The organism is Tardiphaga sp. 866_E4_N1_4 (genome assembly GCF_052076075.1).
Lineage (GTDB): Bacteria > Pseudomonadota > Alphaproteobacteria > Rhizobiales > Xanthobacteraceae > Tardiphaga > Tardiphaga robiniae.
This window is the reverse complement of record NZ_CP197242.1, coordinates 4831223-4855899: the sequence shown is the minus strand read 5'-3', so window position 1 is coordinate 4855899 and position 24677 is coordinate 4831223. Positions and strand designations below refer to the sequence as shown.

Genomic DNA, 24677 nt, shown 5'->3' with positions numbered 1-24677 from the left:
CGCAATGACGGCCGAGTATCGGACTCAAAATCCCGCCGCGAGCCCATCCTTGCGCGGGTCGGAGCCGGCGACATAGCCGCCATCGATTTTGCGCACGAGCTGCGCGCCGCCGAAACCGAAGGCGGAGTCCGGCGGTTCGCGCTCGATGACGTGGCCGCGGCTGGCGAGATCGGCCGCGACATTGTCCGGCACCGCCGTCTCGATCGCGACTTTCAAGCCTGCTACGTAGCGCCAGCGCGGTGCATCCGCTGCCGTCTGCGGATCCTGTCCCCAGAGCTGCATGCGCAGCATGATCTGCAGATGGCCCTGTGCCTGCATCGGGCCACCCATCAGGCCGAAGGCCATCAGCGGCTCCCGGCCCTGCATCACGAAGCCGGGAATGATGGTCTGGAACGGCCGCTTGCGCGGGCCGACCTGATTGGGATGGCCCTCGGTCAGAATAAAACCGAAGCCGCGATTCTGCAGGCTGATGCCGGTGCCGGGCACGACCACGCCGGAGCCGAAGCCGGAATAATTCGACTGGATATAGGACACCATCATGCCGCTGGCATCGCCGGTGGACAGGCACACCGTGCCGCCGGTCTTCGGCGCGCCGGCGCCAAAATCCTGCGCGCGGCTGCGATCGATCAGCTTGGCGCGTGACGCCAGATAGGCCGGGCTGAGCAGATGCGCGACGGTGACGTCACGCATGTAATCGAGATCGGCCGCATAGGCGTAGACATCCGCGAAAGCGAGTTTTGTGGCTTCGATCTGCAGATGGAACGCGTCGCCGCTGTCGAGCACGAGAGCGTCGGTGCCGTAGGCTCGCATGATCCCCAGCGCCATCAACGCGGCGATGCCCTGCCCGTTTGGCGGGATTTCATGCAGCGAGGCATCGCCGAAATCCTGATGGATGGTGCCGCACCAGTCGTTCTTGTGCGCAGCCATGTCGGCCTCGTCGAGGACTGCACCATTTGCGCGTGCGAAATCGGCAATGCGCTTTGCGAGTTCGCCGCGATAGAACGCTTCGCCCTTTGTCTCCGCGATCAGCTTGAGCGAATAAGCATGGCCCGGTGCGCGAAACAGTTCGCCAGCCGCGGGCGCACGTCCGCCGGGCATGAAGGCTTCGGCGAAGCCCGGCTGGTTCTTGAGTTCCTCCGCGCCGCGGCGCCAGAGTTCGGCGATCACAGGCGAGACGTGGAAACCATTCTCCGCATAGGAGATCGCAGGCCCGAACAGGTCCGCGAAGGGCAGCTTGCCGAAGCGTTCGGACAGATCGACCCAGGCCGAGACGGCGCCGGGTACGGTCACGCTTTCCCAGCCGCGATGCGGGAACGTCTTGTGATTGGCAAATCGCTCAGGGGTCCATCCCGCCGGCGACCGGCCGGACGCGTTGAGGCCATGCAGCTCCTTGCCATCCCAGAGGATGCAATAGGCGTCCGATCCGATGCCGTTGCCGGTCGGCTCGACCACGGTCAGCGTGATCGCGGCCGCGAGCGCCGCATCCAGCGCATTGCCGCCGCGCTCCAGCATGCGCAGACCCGCCTGTGTCGCCAGCGGCTGCGACGCCGCCACCACATTGCGCGCCATCACCGGCGAGCGGCGGGAAGCGTAAAGGCCGTCATGTCTGTATTGCATCAGTTCAGGCTCTCTTCAGGACTTTGCAGATCAACGCGTCTTCTTATCGGCATTTGCACCTGCCGAACAGACGGGTTGCATATGCCAAATAGACAGGCGGGTCTGCTCACCTCTCGATCTTGCACCGCCGGGTCGCTTGCGCCTACGGTTCCTCGCCTTCCATCAAGAGGATCAGTATGGCCATCACCGTCATCCGCAACGCGGACTATGTCGTCGCCTGGGACGCCGCAAAGAGCAGCCACACCTATGTCATCGGCGGCGACGTCGCTTTCGACGGCGGCCAGATCGTGTTTGCCGGCCGCGACTATCGGGGCGAAGCGGCCAAGACCATCGACGGCCGTGGCTTCATGGTGATGCCGGGCCTCGTCGATATCCACTCGCATCCGTCCAGCGAACCGCTCAACAAGGGCTTTCTCGACGAGATCGGCTCGCCCGGTCTGTATAATTCGTCGCTCTACGAATACATGCCGATCCTGCGGTCCGATCCGGAAGGCGTGCCGGACTGCGTGCGCGTCGCCTATTCCGAACTGCTGCTGTCCGGCGTCACCACGGTGGTCGATCTGTCGATGCCGCATCCGCAATGGCTCGATCTCGCCGGACAAAGCGGCCTGCGCGTCTATATCGCTCCGGGGTTCCGCTCGGCGCGCTGGTTCACGCCGAATGGCACGCTCGTCGATTACGAATGGAACGAGAAGGCCGGCGAAGACGGCATGCTGCAGGCCTTCGCGCTCATCGATGCCGCCGAGAGCCATCCGTCCGGCCGTCTCTCCGGAATGATGTACCCAGCACAGATCGACACCTGCACGCCGCAACTGATGAAAGACAGCTACGCTGAAGCGAAGCGCCGCGGCATTCCGTGGCAGACTCATGCCGCACAGTCGGTGTCGGAATTCCACGAGATCGTCCGCCGCCATGGCGTGACGCCGATCCAGTGGCTCGGCGAACTCGGCGTGCTCGGCCCGACCTCGCTGGTCGGTCACTCCATCTTCGTCGACGACCATCCGCTGACGCCGTGGCACACGAAGCGCGACCTCGCGCTGCTCGCCGAGACCGGAACGACAGTGGCGCATTGCCCGACCGTGTTCATGCGGCGGGGCATCGCGCTGCGCGATGTCGGCCGCTATCGCGCAGCCGGCATTTCGGTGGCGATCGGCACCGACACCTATCCGCACAACATGATCGAGGAAATGCGCAACGCGACGATGACCTCCCGGCTGATGGCCGGGCATCCGCGCGGCCTGAACTCGACCATGCTGTTCGAGGCGGCCACCACCGTCGGCGCCAAGGCGCTCGGCCGCAACGATATCGGCAGGCTCGAAGCCGGCTGCAAGGCGGATTTCGTGATGGTCGACGTCACCCATCCGATGATGCAGCCGCATCGCGACCCGATTCGCAGCATGATCTATGCGGCGGCGGAACGCGCGGTGCGTCACGTCTATGTGGATGGCCGACAGGTGGTGAAGGACGGCGTGGTGCAGACGTTCGATTATCCAGCGGCTGCGCTGCGCGTACATGAAGCGCAGATCCGCGCGGAAGAGCGCACGCCGGGTCTCGACTGGGCCGGCCGCAAGCTGACGGAAATCTCGCCGCTGTCGTTCCCGATGGCGTGGCCGTCGAACGAATGAGCCGGTGCTTGCCGCATCCGGACTCTACCACGCGCGCCGGCGCGCTCCCTCTCCCCGCCCTTTTGCGGGGAGAGGGTTGGGGTGAGGGGCGAGGCACGGCGATTCATCACGCACGGATTCTCGGATCGAAGAATTCTCGACCCGAGAGCGCGAGTATGCGGCAGTTCCAGTGAGGGCCCCTCACCCGCCGCGAAGACGCGGCGACCTCTCCCCGCGCAGAGCGGGGAGAGGTTAAGGCTGGAGAGTTTAGAGCTTACACGCGTTCGATGATGATCGCCGGTGCCATGCCGCCAGCGGCGCACATGGTGACCAGGCCGCGCTTCAGGTTGCGGCGCTCAAGTTCGTCGAGGATCGTGCCGATCAGGATCGCGCCGGTGGCGCCGATCGGATGACCGAGCGCGATCGAGCCGCCATTGACGTTGACCTTGCTGCGATCGAGATCGAGATCGCGGATGAACTTCTCGGCGACCACGGCGAAGGCTTCATTGATCTCCCACAGATCGATGTCTTCCTTCTTGAGACCGGCCTTTGCCAGCACCTTCTTCGCAGCCGGCACCGGCGCATTCAGCATCAGGGTCGGATCGTCGCCGATATTGGCCATGGCCACGATGCGCGCGCGTGGCTTCAGGCCATGCTTGTCCGCATAGGATTTCGAGGTCAGCAGCAAGGCTGCGGCACCATCGACCACGCCCGATGAATTGCCGGCGTGATGGAAATGCTCGATCTTGAGATCCGGATATTTCTGGTTGATCTGCTTGCGGAAGGTCATGCCGCTTTCATCCAGCGGATGATCGGCCATCGCGGCGAAAGCCGGCTTCAGACCGGCGAGACCTTCGGCAGTGGTTTCCGGACGTGGATATTCGTCCTTGGCGAGCACGATATTGCCCTCGTCATCCTTGACCGGGACGATGCTCTTGTCGAAACGGCCTTCCTTGATGGCGACGGCTGCGCGGCGCTGGCTTTCCAGCCCGAGCGCATCGAGCGCCTCGCGGCTGATGCCCTCCATCGAGGCGATGGCGTCACCGCAGATACCCTGATGCGACTGCGGATGCACCTTGGCGAGCCGCTTATTGCCCGAGCCCATGCCGAGCGGCGCCTTGCCGGCGGCCATATCTTCGGCGGCCATCGCACCGGTCAGCGACATCATCTCGGTGCCGCCGGCGATGACGACGTCTTCCATGCCCGACATGATCTGCGCCGCCGCGAAATTTACCGCGGTGATGCCACCACCGCAGAAGCGATCCAGCGTCGTGCCGGACGCCTTGATGTCATAGCCGGCATCGAGCGCAGCCATGCGGCCGAGATCGCCGCCCTGCTTGCCGCGCTGGGTCGAGGTCGACCAGATCACGTCATCGACGTCGGCGGTGTTGAGTTTGTTGCGCTCAGCAATCGCCTTGAGCACGGTGGCGGCGAGATGCTGTGGATGCTGTTCGGCGAGCTTGCCCTTGCCCACTTTGCCGATGCCACGGGGCGTGCGGACTGCGTCGATAATATAGGCGTCGGCCATGATCTTCTCCCAAGAGTTTTGAAGTGTTTTTCTGACCGCGAGATTGGCCAAGCGACCCGTGAAGTCAAGGTGCGCAGGCGGCATGCACGTCTGCCAAAATTGGCGGGCGTCGGTGCAATTTCATCCACTACTAGAAAATTGGCACAACCCAGGCACGATATTATAACCATACCGGCGCTATGAGACGGAGGCGGCCGCGCCGCTGCACGCTCATTGCGCTCAACAGCCAGAAATCCAGGAACCTATCTTCATGGATCAGCCTGATGTCACCCGCCGACGCTCGCGCGTATTTGCGCCCGGCCTCGCCGTCGCCGCTCTGCTGCTGCTCCTCCCGGTCGCCGTGTGGCTGGATCTGACCAATCTGGTTGACGCCGCCTTGCGCCGGCAGGCCAACGACCTGAACTCCGTGATCACCAGCGTGCGTGGTTATTACGCAACCAATGTGGTCGGGCGCGTGCTGGCCCATCAGGGCACCACGCAGGTGGTTCACAATTATGAAAGCGTGCCCGGCGCGATCCCGATCCCGGCGACGCTGTCCCTCGAACTCGGCCGGGTGATCGGGGCGCAGCAGGAGAATATCAACTACCGCTTCGTGTCGGATTATCCGTTCCAGAACCGCGCGCCGCACCAGCTCGACGATTTCGAAAAGACATCGCTGCGCAGCCTGCGCGACAATTCCGAGCAGAAGATCATCGACACCAGGGCGTCGCTGTTCAGCGACACCGTCCGCATCGTGGCACCCGTCCTGATGGGCCCGGCCTGCGTCAGTTGCCACAACACCCACCCGGAAAGCCCAAAGAAGGACTGGAAGGTCGGCGACGTCCGCGGCATCCAGGAAGTCATTATCACGCAACCGATCGCGGCCAATCTGTTCTCGTTCAAGTTTCTGCTCGCCTATTTCGCGCTGGCGGCCGTCAGCGGCGTCTCGTTCCTGGCTTTGCAGCGCCGCCAGTCGCAGCGCATTGCCGGCATGAACCATGAGCTGGAAGCCAACAACGATTTCCTCGCCGCGCTCTCCATGAAGATCTCCCGCTACATCTCGCCCCAGGTCTACAAGAGCATCTTCAGCGGCCAGAAGGACGTCACCATCCATACCGAGCGCAAGAAGCTGACGATCTTCTTCTCCGACATCCAGAATTTCACGGCGACCACCGAGCGGCTGCAGCCCGAACTGATCACCCATCTGCTCAACGAGTATTTCACGGAGATGTCGGCCATCGCCCACGAATATGGCGGCACCATCGACAAATTCATCGGCGACGCGATGCTGATCTTCTTCGGCGACCCTGAAACCAAGGGCGACCGGCAGGATGCTCAGGACTGCCTGCGCATGGCGTGGCGGATGCAGCGCAGGCTGATCGAGTTGAATGCGAAGTGGCGCACCGAAGGCATCGAGGAGCCGTTCAAGGCCCGCATCGGCATCAATTCCGGCTATTGCAATGTCGGCAATTTCGGCAGCGTCGATCGCATGGACTATACGATCATCGGGGCCGAGGCGAACCTCGCGGCACGCCTGCAGTCGATCGCAGAACCTGGTGGCATCGCCATCAGCTATGAGACGTTCGCGCTGGTGAGCGACATCATCACCTCGCATCCGCTGCCGCCGATCACCATGAAGGGCATCAGCCGCGAGGTCGTGCCCTATGCGGTGGACAGCATCATCGACGACAGGCCGGTACAAACCGATATCGTCGTTGAACGCATGCCCGGCCTCGATTTCTATCTGGACCCTTCCGCCGTGCGGCCGGCCGACGCCGACCGCCTGCGTTCCGTGCTGAACGAGGCGCTCGCCTCGCTGGATCGCAAGGTATAATCGGCGCCGAATCAACGCCCCAGCGCCACACAGCTGTGTCTATCGCCGGCAGGCAGGTTGCCCCGATTCAGCGAACACCATAGTCATTGCTGAACGACGCTGCGCCTGAAGAACTGCCCGGAATCAGATGCTCCAAGATGATCTTAGCCTGCAGGACGATCCCAGCCTTGCCGCCATGGCGGACACGCTCGCCAGATCGACCGACTACCGCGTGCTCCGCCGGCTGATCCCGCGCACCGAATTCGCGCCGGCCAATGGCCAGCCGACCCGCTCCGGCATTCTCCTTGACGTCGAGACCACGGGCCTCGATCAGGTGCGCGACGAAGTCATCGAACTTGCGATGATCAAGTTCGACTATCTGCCGGACGGCAGCATTACGCGCGTGGCGGATGTTTTCACCGCATTCAACGAGCCGTCGCGGCCGATCCCGCCGGAGATCACCGAGCTCACCGGCATTACGGATGAGATCGTCGCGGGACACCGCATCGATCCTGATGCCGTCGCCGCTTTCGCCGACGACGCCGTCATCGTCATCGCGCACAATGCGGGCTTCGACCGCAAGTTTTCCGAGCGCTATTGGCCGGTGTTCCAGCACAAGGCCTGGGGCTGTTCGGCTACTGAAGTCGACTGGCGCAAACATGGTTTCGATGGCTCGCGGCTGGGCTATCTGCTCGCCGGCGCAGGGTTCTTTCATCAGGCGCACCGGGCGATCGACGACTGTCATGCGCTGCTCGAGATTCTCGCGTTCGAATTGCCCGATCTCGGTACGCCGGCACTGGCGGTTCTTCTGGAACGCGCCCGGAAGAAAACGATGCGGGTCTGGGCAGAGCAGTCGCCCTTCGATCTCAAGGACGAGCTGAAGCGGCGCGGCTATCGCTGGAGCGACGGCTCCGACGGCCGGCCGAAGTCCTGGTACATCGATGTCGAAGAAAGCAAGGAAGCGAGCGAAATCGAATTCCTGCGCAAGACGATCTACATGCGCGACGTCGAGCCACGCGTGCAGGCGCTCAGCGCGATGAGCCGGTTTTCGGTGCGAGCGTAGAACATCTAGAGAAAAGGCTAGATATTCGCGCCGTCATTGCCAGGAGCTCTTGCGACGAAGCAATCCAGTCTTTTTCTTCTTGAAGACAAGAACTGGATTGCCGCGTCGCTTCGCTCCTCGCAATGACGGACGTTAATTCAATCCAGCCGGCGGTCAGACCGGCTGCAAACCGAGCGCCTGTGCCGCCTCGATCCAGACCGGCAACTCCTTCTGATACAGCGCATTGGTCTCCTTGAAGCCGAGCGCCGGTTCGAGCACGAAGGTCTTCAGCACTTCCTTCACTTTCGGATCGCTGTTGGCGGCGACGCAAAGCTGCGACAACCGATCGACGATCGGCTGCGGCGTTGCCTTGGGCACAGCCCAGCCCGTGAAGCCACTCACCGTGAAGAACTTCGACGTCGCCCCCTGTTCAGGCAGCGTCTTCACATTGGGGATGGCGTCGACCTTCTTCGAATGCACTGCGAATGGCACGCCGCGGTCGCTCTGCAGCACACTTTGTGATGCCGTGTAGCTGCCCATCGCAAAATCGATCGAGCCTTCCGCCAGTCCCGTCCACATCGGCGCTTCGCCGCGATAATGGATCGGCTCGATCTTGAGGCCATACTGCTTGTTGAGTTCGTTGATCGTCATGTGCGGGGCCGAGCCGACGCTATAGGTGCCGAAATTCACCTTGTCGTTCTTGCGCGCGAAGGCGACGAAGTCCTCCAGCGTCTTGACGCCGGATTTCGGACTGGCGACCAGCGGCAATCCGGCGCCGGGAATGACGCTGACCAGTGTCAGGTCCTTGTCCATATCGTAGCCGGGCGTCTTGAGCATCACCCGGTTCATCACATAGGTGGTCGAGATGGAGCAGAGAATCGTGTGACCGTCTGGCTCGGCGCGCGCGACTTCCGCTGTGCCAATGGCGCCGGATGCGCCGGCCTTGTTTTCGATGACGACAGTCTGTCCGGCCTGTTTGGAAATGTATTCGCCGAAGGCGCGCGCGAGTAGATCGGTCTGCCCGCCGGCTGGATAACTGCAGATCATGCGGATCTGCCGCGATGGCCAGGCGGCTTGCGCCGAAGCACCGCGCGCGACGAACGGCATGGCGGCAGCTGCCGACCCGGCAGCAATGAAGTGACGACGATTGATGATCGCAGACATGTTTCCCTCCGTTGTTTTTTATGACGGTACCCGATCGCTCCCTCATTCGCCACGACGATAGGCGGGACAGATTGGCGCATTGGAAAAGCAAATCGCTTCCAGCTCTGCACCTATCGGCTCACGCCATCTGGATCGAAACGCAGCGGTGCAGTAGTGTCCGCGCAAACTAAAAATGCCGGACCGCTCGGATCTGGCGCACACATCACGTGAGGGACGAAACACCATGGCGCGGAATATTCTGATTCTCGGAGCTTCCTACGGCTCGTTGCTGGCTACGAAGCTCTTGATGGCCGGTCATAACGTGACCCTCGTGTGCCGGAAGAAGACCGCCGAACTCATCAATCGCGATGGTACTGAAGTGCGCATCAAACTGCGCGACGAACCGACCCACCGCGCCATCTTCTCACGCGACCTGCCGGGCAAACTGGATGCGACCTCGCCGGATCAGGTCGACCTGTCGCGCTACGATCTGGTCGGTCTTGCGATGCAGGAGCCGCAATATACCAACCACACGATCCGCGTGCTGATGATCAAGATCGCCGCGGCGAAGCTACCTTGCCTGTCGATCATGAACATGCCGCCGCTGCCCTATCTCAAGCGCATTCCGGGGCTGGCCGACATGAAACTCGAAGAGGCCTATACCAATGCCCAGGTGTGGGAGCGCTTCGACCCCGGATTGGTCACGCTGTGCTCGCCCGATCCGCAGGCCTTCCGGCCGCCGGAAGAAGCAGCGAATGTGCTTCACGTCGGCCTGCCGACGAATTTCAAGGCATCGGCCTTTGCCGATCCGGCTCACAACAAGCTGCTGCGCGAACTCGAAGCCGACATCGACGCTGTGAAGCTCGACGGCCAGGACGTGCCGGTGAAGCTGAAAGTATTCGACTCGCTGTTCGTGCCGCTGGCGAAATGGTCGATGCTCCTGACCGGCAACTATCGCTGCATCACGCCCGAAGAGCCGCAGTCGATCCGCGAGGCCGTTCACGGCGATCTCAAGGTATCGCAGTCGATCTACGAGCATGTCGATGCCGTTGCGCGGCGCCTCGGCGCTGATCCCGAAGATCAGGTCCCGTTCGCCAAATACGCCAAGGCAGCCGAGAGCCTGCTCAAGCCGTCATCGGCCGCCCGTGCAGTCGCTGCCGGAGCGCCGTTTATCGAGCGGGTCGATCTTCTGGTGAAACTGATCTCGCATCAGCTCGGCATGACCAATGCAAATATCGACCGCACGGTCGAAGTCGTCGATCAGAAGCTCAACGAGCGGCTGGAGTCCAGCGCGGGAATCTGACGCGCTGGCGTGACGGTGCTGCGATTGAATACCGGCTTCGCGACTGACATCAGACGCGAAGCCACCGCCGCGACGGCGTCCTCTATTTGATCGATATGATCTCGAGTTCCTGAGGGCCTGCGCCGACGATGTCGCCGACAGCTTTGCCCATGAGCGATTTCGCCACCGGGGAGACGAAGGAAATCGAACCGGCCTTGGGATCCGCTTCGTCCTCGCCCACGATCCGATAGGTCTGCACGCGTCCGTCGTTGCGGGAGAAGGTCACCGTGCTACCAAAAGCTACCGTGTCCGTCGATGTCGGGGCTGGAACGAGCTGGGCCGTGCGGACGCGGGCTGCGAAATAGCGCATGTCCCGCAGCGGGATCGCAGCCTGACGCCGTCGCTCGTTCACGTCGTCGATCGCGCTTGCAGCGTCATGGGCCTCGCGGGCCTGCTGAAGCTGCGTCTCCAGCGCCTGTAAACCTGCCTCCGTCACAAGGTTCGGATGAGGCGAAATAGGGCGATCGGGCAGCTGGGTTTCTGCAGCCGTTTCGGCACTTTCTTCCTTGGTGAAGGCAACGCTCAATCTCGAACTCCGTATCGACGCGATCCGCTGTGACGGCGCAGGAAGCGATTACCCCATTGGTTTGTCAAAACCATGCAGAAATAGCCTGATCGCGTAAATGGCACCCGGAATTTTGCTGCTTTGCGGCACCGGACGGCGACAAGGCAGCCCTGTTCCAGCGGAGGGGCAATCCGATTGTGTTTGCGATCTTCGGGGGTTATGCACTGGCTAGACCGATCCTAAATTGGATCGTGGACGGACCCTGCCCTGACCGCAGGGTCTGACATGCGCCAATGCCGAGCGCCGGCGGCGGTGCATTCAAGCCTCGCAGATCAAGAACGCCGTCAGGAAGGAATTCGTCGTGTCCAAGTCGCCCGTCGTCACCATCGACAACCATCCCGGCCGCTCCGCGCAGACCATCGGCATTGCGCGCATACTCGGCACGGACGAGACGCTCATTCATGAGCCGTCGGTGGGCGTGGTGGGCACCAAGGGCGACAGCCAGTGCTATATGGGCGTGATGTCCAAAGTGGACGCGATCCATGAGAGCCTGAAGAAGCGCATCGGTCGCGGCGAAGGCCAGTTGCCCTATCGCCTCGTGCAGCCGGAATACACCATTGCGACCTCGGACGGCATCCGCAACGGCACGCGCGAAATGCGCTATTCGCTGATCGGCCGCGAAGTGACCAACGACGCGCTGTCGGAGCATCTGAGTGCCACCGGCCTGCTCGGCACCATCGCCGTGGTCGCCTGCGACAAGCCGCCGGTCGGCGCGCTGGCCGCGCTGCTCGAACATAACGAGCCGTCGATCATCATGTCGGACGGCGCGATCCATCCCGGCACCGATCCGGAGACGGGCGAGAAGCTCGACATCGTCAGCGCCTATCAGGTCGCCGGCAATCCCGACGCCGAATATCGCCACCGCATCGCCTGTCATGCCTGCCCAGGCTATGGTAGCTGCGGCGGCATCTTCACCTACAACACCATGCAGACCTTCATCGGCGTGGTCGGCATGCAGCCGCTGCACATGGTGGCGCCGCCGTCGGACGATCCGCGCCGCCTGAAGGAATTCCCGGAGCAGCTCGTCAGCTATCTCGCCAACATGATCGCCAAGGGCATCAAGCCGCGCGACATCGTCAGCCGCGACTCGATCCGCAACGCGATGATCGTGTCGCTGGCGATCGGTGGCTCGACCAATGTGACGCTGCATGCGCCGGAAATCGCGCGCGCCGCAGGCTTTGCGGATTTCTGGAAAGAAGTCATGACGCCGGCGGAGTTCAACTACCTTTCGCAATATATCGTGCCGGTCCTCACCGACGCCCGGCCCTATGGCAAATATTCGATGGTCGATATCGATGCGGTCGGCGGCGTGCAGGTGATCGTGCGCGAGCTGATGGATGCCGGCCTGATCAATGGCGACGTGCTGACCTGCACCGGCGAAACGCTGGCCGAGCAGATCAAACGCCTCGAGACCAAGCCGGCCGACGGCCGTGTCGTCTATACTGTCGCGAAGCCCTACAAGCCGACCGGCGGGTTGCGCGTGCTCGGCGGCAACCTGTCGCCGGAATTTTCCGCCATTCTCAAGCTCGCCGGCGTCGAAGGCGGGCTCGAGGACAATCGCTTCCGCGGCACCGCGCGCGTGTTCGAAGGCGAGCGCGGCCTGCTGCAGGCGCTCGACCAGCATCCGGAAAAATTCCAGAACCACGACATGGTCATCGTGCGCTACGACGGCCCCGTGGGTGCGCCCGGCATGCCGGAAATGCTCGACCCGACCTCGCGTATCACCACCCTATGCCGCGAGCGCAACATCGTCGTGGGTCTCATGACCGATGCGCGCTTCTCCGGCGGCTCGGTGGGCCTCGTCATCGGCCATGTCGGCCCGGAAGCCGCACTGGGTGGTGCCATCGGACTGATCGAGGACGGCGACGAGATCATCGCCGATCTCAATCTCAACGAACTCAACTGCACGCAGCTGCAGGACCCCGCCATCTATGCCAAGCGCAAGGCGGCATGGGAAAAGGTGGTTGCGGACAATGGCGGCATCCATCCGAGCTGCGGCGAGGCTGATACGCGCTTGCTGCATCGCGCCCGCACCAGCGCCGTGCCCGCCACCCGCGGCGCCGGCCTGCATCCGAACCGCGAGGTCTGGGTGCGCAACCAGCGCGAGGCCACACGCTCCGGTTTCGTGCCGAAAAATACGCATCGTCCGGAAGCCAACAAGGCTTTCTAGACCTGCGGACGGGCGCTCAGGGCCGGGTTTGCTGCAAAGCTCCCGGCCTGAGCCATTTCCCGTCATCTTCCATCAGCTCTTCCCAAAGCGGCTGGAGCATTTTTCTTTATTGGAAGCATGATCTCTCGACAAACGAACTCGTTTGTCGGCGAAAACCGGCATCCACTTTTTGGGATCATGCTCTAACCGTCTCCCGCTTCAAGCATTTTGAGCGCCTCGCGGTTATCGGCGGCGCGCGCATCGTCGATGTAAGCGACGAGCAACCGGTTGATGGCGACCGAATCAAGCAGCCTGAATTCGCGGGGCCTGATCCAGCCATCGAAATAGCGGTCGATATAACCGATGGGGCTATCGCGCTCCTCCACCCAGTTCGGCCCGATCAGACCTTGAGGGTGCAGTTCCCAGTAGCAGGAAATGAGGTGGCCGCCTTGGGCACCGGCCTGGGCAGAGTGGCCAAGGATTCGCTGACCGTCGCGTGGCGCCTCACTCATCGGCCGAAGGAAGTGGCCGTATTCACGTAAAATCCGCTCAACCTGCATGCAACGCGATTCCATTCACGGAGGCGCCGACCGGCACCACGCAAACATCTAACGGGTCGCGCGTTTTTTGTTTCCCATGACAGACCGGTCGGTGTCATCACGCAGCCGGCATTCGCACAGCGCTTTGAGACGTTCCAAAACGTGATGTCGGAGGTTGCAGGCGATGCAGATAAAGCGCTGTAGCTTGCCGATCACAATAAATCGATCTAGAGCAAAACCAAACTGCTGCGGGTTAGCGCGAGCAGGTAAGCTGGTCCGCCAAACCTCTGTAGATTAAGGCATCTTTCAGCTTTTATTAAGGCGTCGATAAGCATGCCGTTGCGCCAATCCAGATCGTGTCGGGTTGTCGATTGCTGTGGCGAATGGGTGACAGCATTTTACGCAAAAGCTGTCTAAGTCCACGCCATAGACGGAGCGAACGCGCTCTCGCTCTAAAATGGTTTTCTGGAGAAGAAGAAAATGAAGAACTTCCTGATGGGCACCGTTGCCCTGATCGCCCTGGGCGCCTCGGTTCCGGCAATGGCCGCTGATCTGGCTGCTCGTCCCTACACCAAGGCTCCGGCTTACGTTGCCGCTCCGATCTACAACTGGACCGGTTTCTACATCGGCGGTCACGTCGGCGGCGCGTTCAACGGTTCGAACGGCTTCGGCGGCACCTCCGACAATTCGGATGGCCGTTTCCTCGGCGGTCTGCAGATCGGCGCTGACTACCAGTTCGCTCCGAACTGGGTCGTTGGTATCGAAGGTCAGTACAGCTGGGTTGGTTCGAACAACACCAACGTGCTGTTCGCCGGCTCGGGCAACACCTACAACCTGAACCAGAAGGGCCTCGGCTCGGTGACCGGTCGCATCGGTTACACCTGGGGTCCGGCACTGCTCTACGTGAAGGGCGGCTACGCTTACTCCGACTACAGCGAATCGCTGGTCAACGTTGCGGGCGCTCCGGTCGCCTTCACGAGCGGCACCAAGCATGACGGTTACACCGTCGGCGCCGGCCTCGAATACCTGTTCACCCAGAACTGGTCGGGCAAGGTCGAGTACCAGTACTACGACTTCGGCAGCACCAACCTGTCGCCTCTCGCAACGGGCATCGTTGGCGGCGCTTCGTCCAAGAACGACGAGCACACCGTCAAGGCTGGCCTGAACTACCGCTTCAACTGGGGTGGCCCGGTTGTTGCGAAGTACTGAGCTTCGCGCCTGATTTCAGGCTCTTAACTACGGAAAGGCCGGCGGAAACGCCGGCCTTTTTCGTTTTACCCTTTGGTAACCTCGCAAGCCCCGCGACAGCCAAAGGTTGCCGATTTACCCGAATATTAACTCGGTACCTACATACTCTCTACGCGATCCGCCACCAGGACGGTGGACGCGGGGGGAATCAATGGCACTGACGTCGTTCATCGGAAAATTCGGACGGTTTCGTTTCTCGCGGCCCCGTTGGGGCATTCGCGGCAGCCTGTTCGCCGCCTTCGCTGTTATCGCGGGCATGGCGATCCTGATCAGTGCCGGTGCCGGCATGATTCTCGGTCAGCTCGGCGGCATGATGACGGACCTGAACGGCCGGGACATTCCGAAACTGACCGCCAGCCTTCAACTGGCCACCGCCAGCGAGAGCCTTGCCAGCCAGGGCCCGATGCTGCTGGCATCGAGCAGCCCCGACGTTCTGAAGGAACGCTCGCAGCGCATGCGCGATACGCACAAGATTGCAGTCGAGAAGCTCGACACCATCGCCAAGCTCGGCGCCGACAAGGCCGTGGTCGCCGCCCTGGCCGATACCGTCAAGAACATCGAAGACACGATTCGCAGCCTTGGCGCTGCCACCCAGGAACGTCTCGACGCCGTCGCCCAACATCAGAAGCAATACGACTCCCTGCGCGCCGCTGCAGCAAACTTCGTCAAGATGTCGGAGCCAGCCGCCACCGACGCCCAGAACGTGATGAACGACACGCTGCGGGCAACAGTCTTCTCGGCCGAAGATTCGGGCGAAGCCGCGCGAGTCATCGTGCAGGTCGGCGAGGTCGTCGCCAGCACCAACCTGATCTCGTCCGATCTGATGGCCGCACTGTCGGCCGGCTCGTCCGAAGCGCTCTCTCCGATCGAAGACAACTTCAAGGCCGCACAAGCTCGCGTCAAATCGAATCTCGATGCCCTCGTCGGCATCAAAGGGACCAAAGAACTCAAGGAAGCCGCCCTGCAGCTGCTGGCGATCGGCGACGGCAAAAACAGCGTCTTCAAGGTGCGCCAGAAAGAGATGGACACCGTCGAATATGGCGAACTCATTCTCGACGAGACGCGCAAGCTCAATGTCGGCCTCGGCATGAGCGTCAAGCAACTGGTCGACAAGGTACGCAGCGAAACCGATGCCGCCACGACACAGGCACAGACGACAATCACGCTGGCGACGCAGGTGATGCTCGGCCTCGGCGCGCTGACGCTGATCGGATCGGCATTGTTCGTCTGGCTCTATGTCGGCCGCAGCATCCTGCGCCGGCTCGCGCAATTGCAGCGCGCGATGCAGCGGCTGTCCAGCGGAGATCTCGACACCGAGATCGCCCGCAGCCGCCAGCAGGACGAAATCGCGGCGATGGCAGGCACGCTCGAAGTGTTCCGCGACAGCATGATCAACGCCCGCACGCTCAGCGCGGAGCAGGATCAGGACCGCATCGCCAAGGGCGAACGCACGTCGCGCATCGAAGCCCGCATCGTCGACTTCGAGAGCAAGGTGCGCACCGCTTTGGAGAAGCTGCAGAGCTCGGCCGATTCCATGCAATCGACCGCACAGAGCATGACGGCTACGGCCGATCGTTCCAGCGCGCTGGTCAGCGCCGTCGCGTCGGCCGCAGAGGAAACCTCGGTGAACGTCCAGACGGTGTCGGCCGGGACCGAGCAACTGTCGTCATCGATCAACGAGATCAGCCGACAGGTCGTCACGTCAACCGAAATCGCCGCAAAGGCCGTCAACGAGGCCGGCGAAACCGATGTAACGATGCAGGGCTTGGCCGACAACGCCAATCGCATCAGTGTGGTGATCGATCTGATCCAGACCATCGCGTCGCAGACCAACCTCCTGGCGCTCAACGCGACCATCGAGGCGGCACGCGCGGGCGACGCAGGCCGGGGCTTCGCCGTGGTGGCTTCGGAAGTGAAGAGCCTTGCCGATCAGACCGCAAAGGCCACCGACGAGATTCGCACGCAGATCGTCTCGATGCAGCAGGTCACGTCCACCGCCGTCGGAGCGATCCGCAACATCGGGCAGACCATCGCCGAGATCAATCATGTGAGTGCCGCCATCGCCACCGCCGTCGAACAGCAAGGTGCGGCAACACGCGAGATCGCGCGCAACATCCAGCACGCCGCCGGCGGCACCAGCGAAGTGTCGAGCAACATTGTCGGCGTCAGCGATGCATCGACGCAGGCCGGCACGGCTGCCAACGACGTGCTCGGCGCCTCGGGCGAATTGCGCCGCGAGGCCGACGTTCTTCGTGGTGAAATCGACGAATTCCTGTCGAGCATCCGCGCGGCATAGGAGCGGCGATCCAGCGCATGGCTGCACCCGGCCAGCGTCATTGCTCCAACCCTCAAAATCATGGACTGCTTTCACGGCAGCCCATGATCGGTGGCTGCGCAGAATGTAAGGATTGCGTGAATGCCCCCAACACCCTCTGCATGGACATCGACCGAACTGCGCCACGACTGGCAGCGCCATGAAGCCCAGGCACTCTATGATTTGCCGTTTGCGGACCTGATTTTTCAGGCGCAGAGCACCCACCGCAGCAATTTCGATCCGAATCACGTCGAGACCGCGAGCCTGCTCAGCATCAAGACCGGCGGCTGCGCGGAAGACTGCGGTTATTGCTCGCAAAGCGCGCACTACAACACTGACGTCAAGGCGACCAAGCTGATGGATCGCGACGCCGTGGTTGCCACGGCGCAGCGCGCAAGGGATGCCGGTGCGAGCCGTTTCTGCATGGCCGCGGCCTGGCGCAATCCCAAGGACAAGGATCTCGACCGCGTATGCGACATGGTCAGCGCGGTGAAGGATCTCGGCCTCGAGACCTGCGCGACGCTGGGCATGCTCACGGAAGATCAGGCCAAACGCCTGCAGGACGCCGGTCTCGACTTCTACAATCACAATGTCGATACCTCGCCGGAATTCTACGGCAAGATCATCACCACGCGCACGATGGAAGATCGCATCGAGACATTGGCGCGGGCGCGCCATGCCGGCCTCAAGGTCTGCTGCGGCGGTATCATCGGCATGGGCGAGCAGGTCGAGGATCGCCTGGGCATGCTGAGGCTGCTGGCGAACCTGCCGCATCATCCGGACAGCGTGCCGATCAATATGTGGAACGAGGTGAAGGGTGTGCCGGTCAACGACACCGCCGAACGCCCGGATCCGATCGCGCTGGTCCGCATGATTGCCGTGGCGCGTATCATGATGCCGAAGAGCGTGGTGCGGCTTTCCGCCGGACGGCAATATATGACCGATGAATTGCAGGCACTGTGCTTCGTCGCCGGCGCCAATTCGATCTTCATCGGCGACGTGCTGCTGACCACGAAAAACCCCCAGACCGACCGCGACGCTAACCTGCTGGACCGGCTCGGCATGACCTCGCGGCTCGACGACGTGAGCGGAAAGAGCACGCCGGCTCTGCCGGTTACCGCTTCAGCACAGGCCGATATGCGCGCCAGCGCATAAACCCATGCCCTGCGCCAGCCGAATTTGTGCTGGCGCAGGGGTCCTTGGCCCGCTAAGCCGGATGAAAAGGACATTGTGACAGAACCGATGCATTCGAAAACAGACGCCAGCACAAAGCCAGCCGATGACCTCCGCTATCCCTGGGAGAACCATCCCGGGACCGATCAGGTGGTCGAAATTGCTCCGGGCGTTCTCTGGATCCGGCTCGACCTTCCGTTTCGCCTCAACCATGTGAACATCTATCTGCTCGCCGACGGCGATGGCTGGGCCATGGTGGATACCGGCATCGGCAACGACGCGACCATCGCTGCATGGACGAAACTGTTCGAAGGTCCGCTGAAGGGCAAACCGATCAGCAAGGTGATCGTCACCCACGCGCATCCCGATCATGTCGGCCAGGCCGGTTGGATGGTGCAGCGGTTCAACTGCCCCTTCTATATGTCGCAAGTCGAATATCTGCAGGGCGTCTATCACCAGCACCGCCGCACCGAAGAGCGCATCGTCAATATGCGGCAGTTCTTCCATCGCCACGGCATGGATGCAGATATTACCGAGCAATTGCTCGGCCGCGGCCAGGAGTATCTGAAGAAGACGGTACCGCTTCCGGCCGCCTATCGCCGACTGTCCGATGGCGACGATCTCGTGATCGGCACGCGCACCTTCCGCGTGCTCACCGGCGCCGGCCATTCTCCGGATCAGGTGATGCTGTATTGCGAGGCCGACAAACTGTTCCTGTCGGCCGATCAGGTGCTGAGCAAGATCTCGCCGAATGTCAGCGTCTGGGCCCATGAGCCCGACGAGAATTCGCTCGGCTCCTATCTGCATTCGCTGAAGCGGCTCGCCGATACGCTGCCCGATGACGTGCTCGTGCTCCCGGGTCACGGGGTGCCCTTTCATGGCCTCAAGATCCGCATCAAGCAGCTCGCAGACCATCATGAAGAGCGCTGCCAGATGATCGCCGCCGCATGCAAGGATACCGGCAAGACCTCGGCCGAGCTGGTGCCGGTAGTCTTTCACAAGCACAAGCTCGATGCCCACCAGACCGGATTTGCCGCCGGCGAATTGATCGCCCACGTCAACCACATGCTGGCGCAGAAGCGGCTGACCTCGACAATGGGCGCCGACGGCATGCTGCGGTTCAAATCGACGTAACCTGCAGCGCAGCAAAAATTCGTGAATGACCTCAGGCTCTTGATGCACATCAAAAGCCGCAGCGCTTGGTCAAATTGACCAATTGCGCCTCGACAGCCAAGCTGGAAAAGCTCTAAAACGCACCTGACGCTGGGTTCGGGTTTCGTTTTTGGGTCTTTTGCGATGGATTACAGCAAGTTCTTCAGTGACGCGCTCAATCGTTTGCATGACGAGCGCCGCTATCGTGTCTTCGCCGACCTTGAGCGCATTGCTGGTCGGTTCCCGCATGCGGTCTGGCACACGCCGAATGGTCCGCGCAATGTCGTGATCTGGTGCTCCAACGATTACCTCGGCATGGGCCAGCACCCGAAAGTGGTTGGCGCCATGGTCGAAACCGCGACCCGCGTCGGCACCGGCGCCGGCGGCACCCGCAATATCGCAGGCACCCATCATCCGCTGGTCCAGCTTGAGGAAGAACTCGCCGACCTCCACGGCAAACAGGCCGCCCTGCTGTTCACCTCTGGCTATGTCTCGAACCAGACCGGCATTTCGACGCTCGCCAAGCTGATGCCGAATTGCCTGATCCTGTCCGACGCGCTTAACCACAATTCGATGATCGAAGGCATCCGGCAGGCCGGCTGCGACCGCGTCGTGTTCCGCCATAACGACGTCGCGCATCTCGAAGAGCTGTTGAAGGCTGCCGACCCCGCGCGGCCGAAACTGATCGCCTGCGAGAGCCTGTATTCGATGGACGGCGACGTCGCGCCACTGGCTGCGATCTGCGATCTCGCCGAGCGCTATGGCGCGATGACCTATGTGGATGAAGTCCATGCGGTCGGCATGTATGGCCCGCGCGGCGGCGGCATCGCCGAGCGCGACGGCGTGATGCATCGCATCGACGTGCTCGAAGGCACGCTCGCCAAGGCCTATGGCTGCCTCGGCGGCTATATCGCAGCAAACAAGGACATTGTAGACGCCGTGCGCTCCTATGCGCCGGGCTTTATCTTCACCACCGCATTGCCGCCGGCGATCTGCTCGGCCGCGACCGCAGCGATCAAGCACCTGAAGAGCTCGAGCTGGGAACGTGAGCGCCATCAGGATCGCGCTGCGCGGGTCAAGGCGATCCTCACCGCCGCCGGCATTCCGGTGATGTCCACCGACACCCATATCGTGCCGGTGTTCGTCGGCGATGCCGAACTCTGCAAGAAGGCCTGCGATCTGCTGCTCGAAGATCACGGCATTTACATCCAGCCGATCAACTACCCGACGGTCGCCAAGGGCGCCGAGCGCCTCCGTATCACGCCGTCGCCCTATCACGACGACGTGCTGATCGATCATCTCGCAGAATCGCTGCTGCAGGTGTGGGATGAACTCGGCCTGCCACTGCGCACCAAGGCGCTGGCAGCGGAGTAATCCTCTCACGGCCGTCATTGCGAGCACAGCGAAGCAATCCAGAGGCCCGAAGCGAAGACTGGATTGCTTCGTCGCTATGCTCCTCGCAATGACGCGGAGAGAACGGCACCCGCTTCAAACGAGTCACCATCATGGACATCATCTGGAAAGGTATTCTCGGCGGACTGCTCACCGCCCTGATTGCCTGGTTGTCCAAACGGGGCAACACGCTGCCCGGCATTCTGCCGTTGTTTCCGACCTTTGCGATCATTGCGCTGCTCATCGTCGGCGCAAAAGGCGACAGCGCAGGCTTCCGGGAAGCCTGCATGGCCGGCGCGAAGACCATCCCGGCCTATCTCGCCTTTCTCGGCATCTGCTATCTCACGGTCGGCACGTTCGATTACCGCCTCGCTCTGCTGGCCGGCGTGACGGCCTGGCTATTCATTATCCTGATTGCCTTTTTCGGCCCGCGCTGGATTTAACGACGATCCGGCATTCCCCGGCGTCCGGCCAAATCCCTGTCGCCTGCACCGGCGCAACCGGCTAGATTTTCGCCTGACGGACGGGCTTGCGCCCGCCAAAGGGAGCACGCACGATGCTGCACGACTGGGGCGTGATTGTTGCCGCCCTCTGCTACATCGGATTTCTGTTTTGCGTCGCCAGCTATGGCGACCGGATCGCGCTGTTCCAGAGCGGCCGCGCCAAGGCCGTCATCTATCCGCTGTCGCTGGCGATCTATTGCACGTCATGGACGTTCTTCGGCTCGGTCGGCGTGGCCAGCCGGACCAGCGTGGATTTCCTCGCCATCTATGTCGGCCCAATCCTGTTCTTTGCCTTCTTCTCGCCCGTGCTGCGGCGTGTGATCCATCTCGCCAAGACCCAGAACATCACCTCGATCGCCGACTTTATCGCCGCACGTTACGGCAAGAGCCAGGCCGTCGCTGCCACCGTCGCCGTGATCGCCATCATCGGTTCGGTTCCGTACATTGCGCTGCAGCTGAAAGCCGTCGCATCGTCGCTGGAAACGATCCTCGGCGAAGACAAGGCCATTGCCGGCGTTCCCATCGTCGGCGACATGGCGCTGGTCGTGACGCTCGCCATGGCGATGTTCGCCGTCCTGTTCGGCACGAGGCAGACCAATGCGACCGAGCATCAGCACGGCTTGATGCTCGCCGTGGCGACCGAATCCATCGTCAAGCTGGTGGTGTTCATCATCGCCGGCGCCTTCGTGACATTCTGGATGTTCGGCCCCTCGGAGCTGGTCGAGCGCGCGATGAAGACACCAGAGGCGATGCGCGCCATCAACTATGTGCCGTCGTTCGGCAATTTCCTCACGATGGTGCTGCTGTCGTTCTGCGCCATCATGCTGCTGCCCCGGCAGTTCCACGTCAGCGTCGTCGAGAATTCCAGCGACTCCGAAGTGAGCCGTGCGCGCTGGCTGTTTCCCACCTATCTGATCGCCATCAACCTGTTCGTCATTCCGATCGCCCTGGCGGGCCTCGTGACCTTTCCGTTCGGCGCCGTCGACAGCGACATGTATGTGCTGGCGCTGCCGATCGAAGCTGGCTCCAGCACGCTCAGCATGGCGGTGTTCATCGGCGGCTTGTCGGCTGCCACCGCGATGGTGATCGTCGAATGCGTTGCGCTGGCCATTATGGTGTCCAACGATATCGTGTTGCCACTGGTCTTGCGGCGCGGGCCACAGACGCAGAATGAGCAGACCGACTTCGGCAACTTCCTGCTGAAGGCGCGGCGCTTCTCGATCTTCGCCATCATGGTGATGGCCTATTTCTATTTCCGCGCGCTCGGCAATACGCAACTGGCTGCCATCGGCCTGCTGTCATTTGCCGCCATCGCGCAACTCGCTCCAGCTTTCTTTGGCGGGCTGATCTGGCGGCGCGCAACTGCCCGCGGCGCCATGGGCGGCATGGTGGTCGGTTTTATGGTCTGGGCCTATACGCTGTTCATCCCGAGCTTCCTTGAAGGCAGCACCGCAGGCGTCCTGTTCCTGCAGCACGGGCCGTTCGGCATCGAGGCGTTGCGGCCACAGGACCTGCTCGGCACCGAACTGCCACCGCTGCTGCACGGCACGCTCTGGAGCCTGTCGCTCAATATCCTGACCTATATCGTGCTCTCGCTGATGCGGGCGCCGTCGTCGATCGAACGGCTGCAGGCCGATGTCTTCGTGCCCAATACGCTGGCGCCGATCACACCGGCGTTCCGGCGCTGGCGGACCACAGTCACGGTGCAGGATATCCTCAGCACCGTGACCCAATATCTCGGCCCGGACCGCGCGCGTGAATCCTTCGATGCTTTCGCCACGCGTCGCCGTGTCGATCTCGATCCAGCCGCGCCTGCGGATTTCGAATTGCTGCAGCACGCAGAATATCTGATCGCGTCATCGATCGGCGCAGCTTCGTCCCGGGTGGTGATGTCGCTGCTGCTGCGCAAGCGCACGGTGTCGGCCAAGGCGGCGCTGAAGCTACTCGACGATTCGCATGCGGCGCTGCATTTCAATCGCGAGATCCTGCAGACTGCGCTCAATCACGTCCGCCAGGGCATCGCCGTCTTCAACCCCGACCTGCAACTGATCGTGTCAAACCGGCAGTTCGGCGAACTGCTCGGCCTGCCGCCGCAGATCGTGCAGATCGGCATTCCGCTCCGGGAGATTCTGGAATTCATCGGCATCCAGAGGGCGTCGCCTTATGGCGACAACGAAACCCTGACGCAGGCGCGGTTGGCTGCCTACACGACTGAGGGCGAGCCTTATCTTGAACGTCTTCAGGACCGCCAGATCGTCATCGAGGTCCGCACCAACAAGATGCCCGATGGCGGGCTCGTGCTCACCTTCTCTGACGTCACGCCCAGCTTCGAGGCAGCAGAGGCGCTGGAGCGCGCCAATGCCACGCTGGAAAAACGAGTCCGCGACCGCACCGAGGAACTGACACGACTGAATTCCGAACTGGCGCTCGCCAAGAGCACTGCGGAAGACGCCAATATCTCAAAGACTCGCTTTCTGGCCGCCGCCAGCCACGACATTCTGCAGCCGCTCAATGCCGCACGGCTCTATGTCACCAGCCTGGTCGAACGAAAGAGCGGCGGCGAGGATGCGCGGCTGGTCGAGAATATCGACGACTCGCTGGAGGCCATCGAGGAAATCCTCGGAGCGCTGCTCGACATCTCGCGCCTCGATGCCGGCGCCATGAGTCCCGCGATTTCGAGTTTCCGCATCGGCGACCTGATGCGCTCGCTCGAGATCGAATATGCACCGATTGCACACGCCCGCGGCGTCAAGCTCACATTCGTGCCGTGCTCACTGCCCGTCGAATCCGATCGCCTGATGCTGCGGCGTCTGCTGCAGAACCTGATCTCGAACGCGATCAAATACACGCCGCATGGCCGCGTCCTGGTCGGCTGCCGGCGCCGCGGCAAGGCCTTGCAGATCGGCATCTACGATACCGGCGTCGGCATTCCGATCCTCAAACGCGGCGAGATCTTCAAGGAATTTCACCGGCTCGAACAGGGTGCGCGGATCGCGCGTGGCCTCGGGCTCGGCCTGTCGATCGTCAAGCGCCTCGCGCATGTGCTCAATCACGGCATCGCGCTGGATTCCAATCGTAGCGGCGGCTCGTTCTTCTCGGTGACGGTGCCGGTGGCCAAGGCGATCAATCACACCACCGCGGTCACCAGCGCGACGCCGCTGTCGAAGTCACCTATGTCGGGCACGCTCGTTGTCTGTATCGAGAACGACATGGCGATTCTCGATGGCATGAAGACGCTGCTGCAGGCCTGGGGAGCCGAGGTCGTCGCAGTCCCTGATCCGGAAGCCGCGATGAATGCGATTGCCGAAATCCAGGGCTCGGGCCGCCGCCTCACGGGCCTCCTCGTCGATTATCATCTCGACCGCGGCAACGGCGTCGCCGCGATCCGGGAAATCCGCAACCGCTTCGGCAAGGAAATTCCGGCCATCCTGATCACTGCTGACCGCAGCCCGCATGTGCAGTCCGCCGCGCGCCAGGACAAGATCGCCGTGCTGAACAAGCCGGTCAAACCGGCGTCGCTGCGCGCGCTGCTCGGGCAATGGCGCACGCAGCAGATGATCGCGGCGGAGTAGCC

The 24677-nt window shown here is 62.3% G+C and carries 17 protein-coding genes; 12 read left to right on the top strand and 5 right to left on the bottom strand.

Features of this window, described 5'->3' with window-relative positions:
- Positions 1–24: 24 nt before the first annotated feature.
- Entirely contained in the window at positions 25–1617 is a 1593-nt protein-coding gene (locus AB8B20_RS23420) for a gamma-glutamyltransferase family protein (protein WP_439073413.1), read from the bottom strand.
- A gap of 176 nt (positions 1618–1793) precedes the next feature.
- Between AB8B20_RS23420 and AB8B20_RS23415 the strand changes: the two genes are divergently transcribed.
- On the top strand, positions 1794–3242 hold the full coding sequence (locus AB8B20_RS23415) for an amidohydrolase family protein (RefSeq protein ID WP_439073414.1): 1449 nt from the start codon (positions 1794–1796) through the stop codon (positions 3240–3242).
- 253 nt (positions 3243–3495) lie between these two features.
- Here AB8B20_RS23415 and AB8B20_RS23410 read toward each other — a convergent pair whose 3' ends face one another.
- Positions 3496–4749: an acetyl-CoA C-acetyltransferase gene (locus AB8B20_RS23410; protein WP_439073415.1), complete on the bottom strand. Its 1254-nt coding sequence runs from the start codon at positions 4747–4749 to the stop codon at positions 3496–3498.
- Positions 4750–4999: 250 nt separating this feature from the next.
- Here AB8B20_RS23410 and AB8B20_RS23405 point away from each other — a divergent pair, with 250 nt between their 5' ends.
- Positions 5000–6562: an adenylate/guanylate cyclase domain-containing protein gene (locus tag AB8B20_RS23405; RefSeq protein ID WP_439073416.1), complete on the top strand. Its 1563-nt coding sequence runs from the start codon at positions 5000–5002 to the stop codon at positions 6560–6562.
- 127 nt (positions 6563–6689) lie between these two features.
- On the top strand, positions 6690–7604 hold the full coding sequence (locus AB8B20_RS23400; protein WP_439073417.1) for a 3'-5' exonuclease: 915 nt from the start codon (positions 6690–6692) through the stop codon (positions 7602–7604).
- A 153-nt stretch (positions 7605–7757) separates the two neighbouring features.
- Here the strand turns inward: AB8B20_RS23400 and AB8B20_RS23395 are convergent, their stop codons facing one another.
- Positions 7758–8747 carry a Bug family tripartite tricarboxylate transporter substrate binding protein gene (locus tag AB8B20_RS23395; protein ID WP_439073418.1) on the bottom strand — a complete coding sequence of 330 codons (990 nt, stop codon included), beginning with the start codon at positions 8745–8747 and terminating at the stop codon, positions 7758–7760.
- A 223-nt stretch (positions 8748–8970) separates the two neighbouring features.
- On the opposite strand from AB8B20_RS23395, the gene AB8B20_RS23390 reads away from it, so the two are divergent.
- Entirely contained in the window at positions 8971–10029 is a 1059-nt protein-coding gene (locus tag AB8B20_RS23390) for a ketopantoate reductase family protein (RefSeq protein ID WP_184513068.1), read from the top strand.
- 82 nt (positions 10030–10111) lie between these two features.
- Here the strand turns inward: AB8B20_RS23390 and greA are convergent, their stop codons facing one another.
- A complete protein-coding gene (gene greA, locus AB8B20_RS23385; protein ID WP_439073419.1) occupies positions 10112–10594 on the bottom strand; it encodes a transcription elongation factor GreA in 483 nt (160 codons plus the stop codon).
- Between the two features lie 340 nt (positions 10595–10934).
- Here greA and AB8B20_RS23380 point away from each other — a divergent pair, with 340 nt between their 5' ends.
- Complete coding sequence (locus tag AB8B20_RS23380; RefSeq protein ID WP_439073420.1) at positions 10935–12803, top strand: dihydroxy-acid dehydratase domain-containing protein; 1869 nt, start codon at positions 10935–10937, stop codon at positions 12801–12803.
- Positions 12804–12985: 182 nt separating this feature from the next.
- Here the strand turns inward: AB8B20_RS23380 and AB8B20_RS23375 are convergent, their stop codons facing one another.
- Positions 12986–13342, bottom strand: coding sequence for a hypothetical protein (locus AB8B20_RS23375; RefSeq protein ID WP_093761634.1), 357 nt, complete (start codon positions 13340–13342; stop codon positions 12986–12988).
- Between the two features lie 459 nt (positions 13343–13801).
- Between AB8B20_RS23375 and AB8B20_RS23370 the strand changes: the two genes are divergently transcribed.
- The 7 genes from AB8B20_RS23370 (at position 13802) to AB8B20_RS23340 (ending at position 24675) form a co-directional block, all read left to right on the top strand.
- On the top strand, positions 13802–14530 hold the full coding sequence (locus AB8B20_RS23370; protein ID WP_093761636.1) for an outer membrane protein: 729 nt from the start codon (positions 13802–13804) through the stop codon (positions 14528–14530).
- Positions 14531–14720: 190 nt separating this feature from the next.
- Positions 14721–16865 (top strand): methyl-accepting chemotaxis protein, encoded by a 2145-nt coding sequence (locus AB8B20_RS23365; RefSeq protein WP_093761638.1) that lies wholly within the window; start codon positions 14721–14723, stop codon positions 16863–16865.
- 120 nt (positions 16866–16985) lie between these two features.
- Positions 16986–18038 (top strand): biotin synthase BioB, encoded by a 1053-nt coding sequence (gene bioB / locus AB8B20_RS23360; protein ID WP_439073421.1) that lies wholly within the window; start codon positions 16986–16988, stop codon positions 18036–18038.
- Positions 18039–18125: 87 nt separating this feature from the next.
- The gene (locus AB8B20_RS23355) at positions 18126–19190 is read left to right on the top strand and encodes an MBL fold metallo-hydrolase (RefSeq protein WP_309940513.1); all 1065 of its coding nucleotides are present in this window, start codon (positions 18126–18128) and stop codon (positions 19188–19190) included.
- A 162-nt stretch (positions 19191–19352) separates the two neighbouring features.
- Positions 19353–20582, top strand: coding sequence for a 5-aminolevulinate synthase (gene hemA / locus AB8B20_RS23350; RefSeq protein WP_116661565.1), 1230 nt, complete (start codon positions 19353–19355; stop codon positions 20580–20582).
- A 131-nt stretch (positions 20583–20713) separates the two neighbouring features.
- Positions 20714–21043 carry a GlpM family protein gene (locus tag AB8B20_RS23345; RefSeq protein ID WP_068732644.1) on the top strand — a complete coding sequence of 110 codons (330 nt, stop codon included), beginning with the start codon at positions 20714–20716 and terminating at the stop codon, positions 21041–21043.
- A 113-nt stretch (positions 21044–21156) separates the two neighbouring features.
- Positions 21157–24675: a NahK/ErcS family hybrid sensor histidine kinase/response regulator gene (locus AB8B20_RS23340; RefSeq protein WP_439073422.1), complete on the top strand. Its 3519-nt coding sequence runs from the start codon at positions 21157–21159 to the stop codon at positions 24673–24675.
- Positions 24676–24677: the final 2 nt, after the last annotated feature.

Excerpts from the sequence above, each read along its gene's own strand:
- AB8B20_RS23420 (WP_439073413.1), bottom strand. The coding sequence starts at position 1,617 with ATGCAATACAGACATGACGGCCTTTACGCTTCCCGCCGCTCGCCGGTG.
- AB8B20_RS23415 (WP_439073414.1), top strand. The coding sequence starts at position 1,794 with ATGGCCATCACCGTCATCCGCAACGCGGACTATGTCGTCGCCTGGGAC.
- AB8B20_RS23410 (WP_439073415.1), bottom strand. The coding sequence starts at position 4,749 with ATGGCCGACGCCTATATTATCGACGCAGTCCGCACGCCCCGTGGCATC.
- AB8B20_RS23405 (WP_439073416.1), top strand. The coding sequence starts at position 5,000 with ATGGATCAGCCTGATGTCACCCGCCGACGCTCGCGCGTATTTGCGCCC.
- AB8B20_RS23400 (WP_439073417.1), top strand. The coding sequence starts at position 6,690 with ATGCTCCAAGATGATCTTAGCCTGCAGGACGATCCCAGCCTTGCCGCC.
- AB8B20_RS23395 (WP_439073418.1), bottom strand. The coding sequence starts at position 8,747 with ATGTCTGCGATCATCAATCGTCGTCACTTCATTGCTGCCGGGTCGGCA.
- AB8B20_RS23390 (WP_184513068.1), top strand. The coding sequence starts at position 8,971 with ATGGCGCGGAATATTCTGATTCTCGGAGCTTCCTACGGCTCGTTGCTG.
- AB8B20_RS23375 (WP_093761634.1), bottom strand. The coding sequence starts at position 13,342 with ATGCAGGTTGAGCGGATTTTACGTGAATACGGCCACTTCCTTCGGCCG.
- AB8B20_RS23370 (WP_093761636.1), top strand. The coding sequence starts at position 13,802 with ATGAAGAACTTCCTGATGGGCACCGTTGCCCTGATCGCCCTGGGCGCC.
- AB8B20_RS23365 (WP_093761638.1), top strand. The coding sequence starts at position 14,721 with ATGGCACTGACGTCGTTCATCGGAAAATTCGGACGGTTTCGTTTCTCG.
- bioB (WP_439073421.1), top strand. The coding sequence starts at position 16,986 with ATGCCCCCAACACCCTCTGCATGGACATCGACCGAACTGCGCCACGAC.
- AB8B20_RS23355 (WP_309940513.1), top strand. The coding sequence starts at position 18,126 with ATGCATTCGAAAACAGACGCCAGCACAAAGCCAGCCGATGACCTCCGC.
- hemA (WP_116661565.1), top strand. The coding sequence starts at position 19,353 with ATGGATTACAGCAAGTTCTTCAGTGACGCGCTCAATCGTTTGCATGAC.
- AB8B20_RS23345 (WP_068732644.1), top strand. The coding sequence starts at position 20,714 with ATGGACATCATCTGGAAAGGTATTCTCGGCGGACTGCTCACCGCCCTG.
- AB8B20_RS23340 (WP_439073422.1), top strand. The coding sequence starts at position 21,157 with ATGCTGCACGACTGGGGCGTGATTGTTGCCGCCCTCTGCTACATCGGA.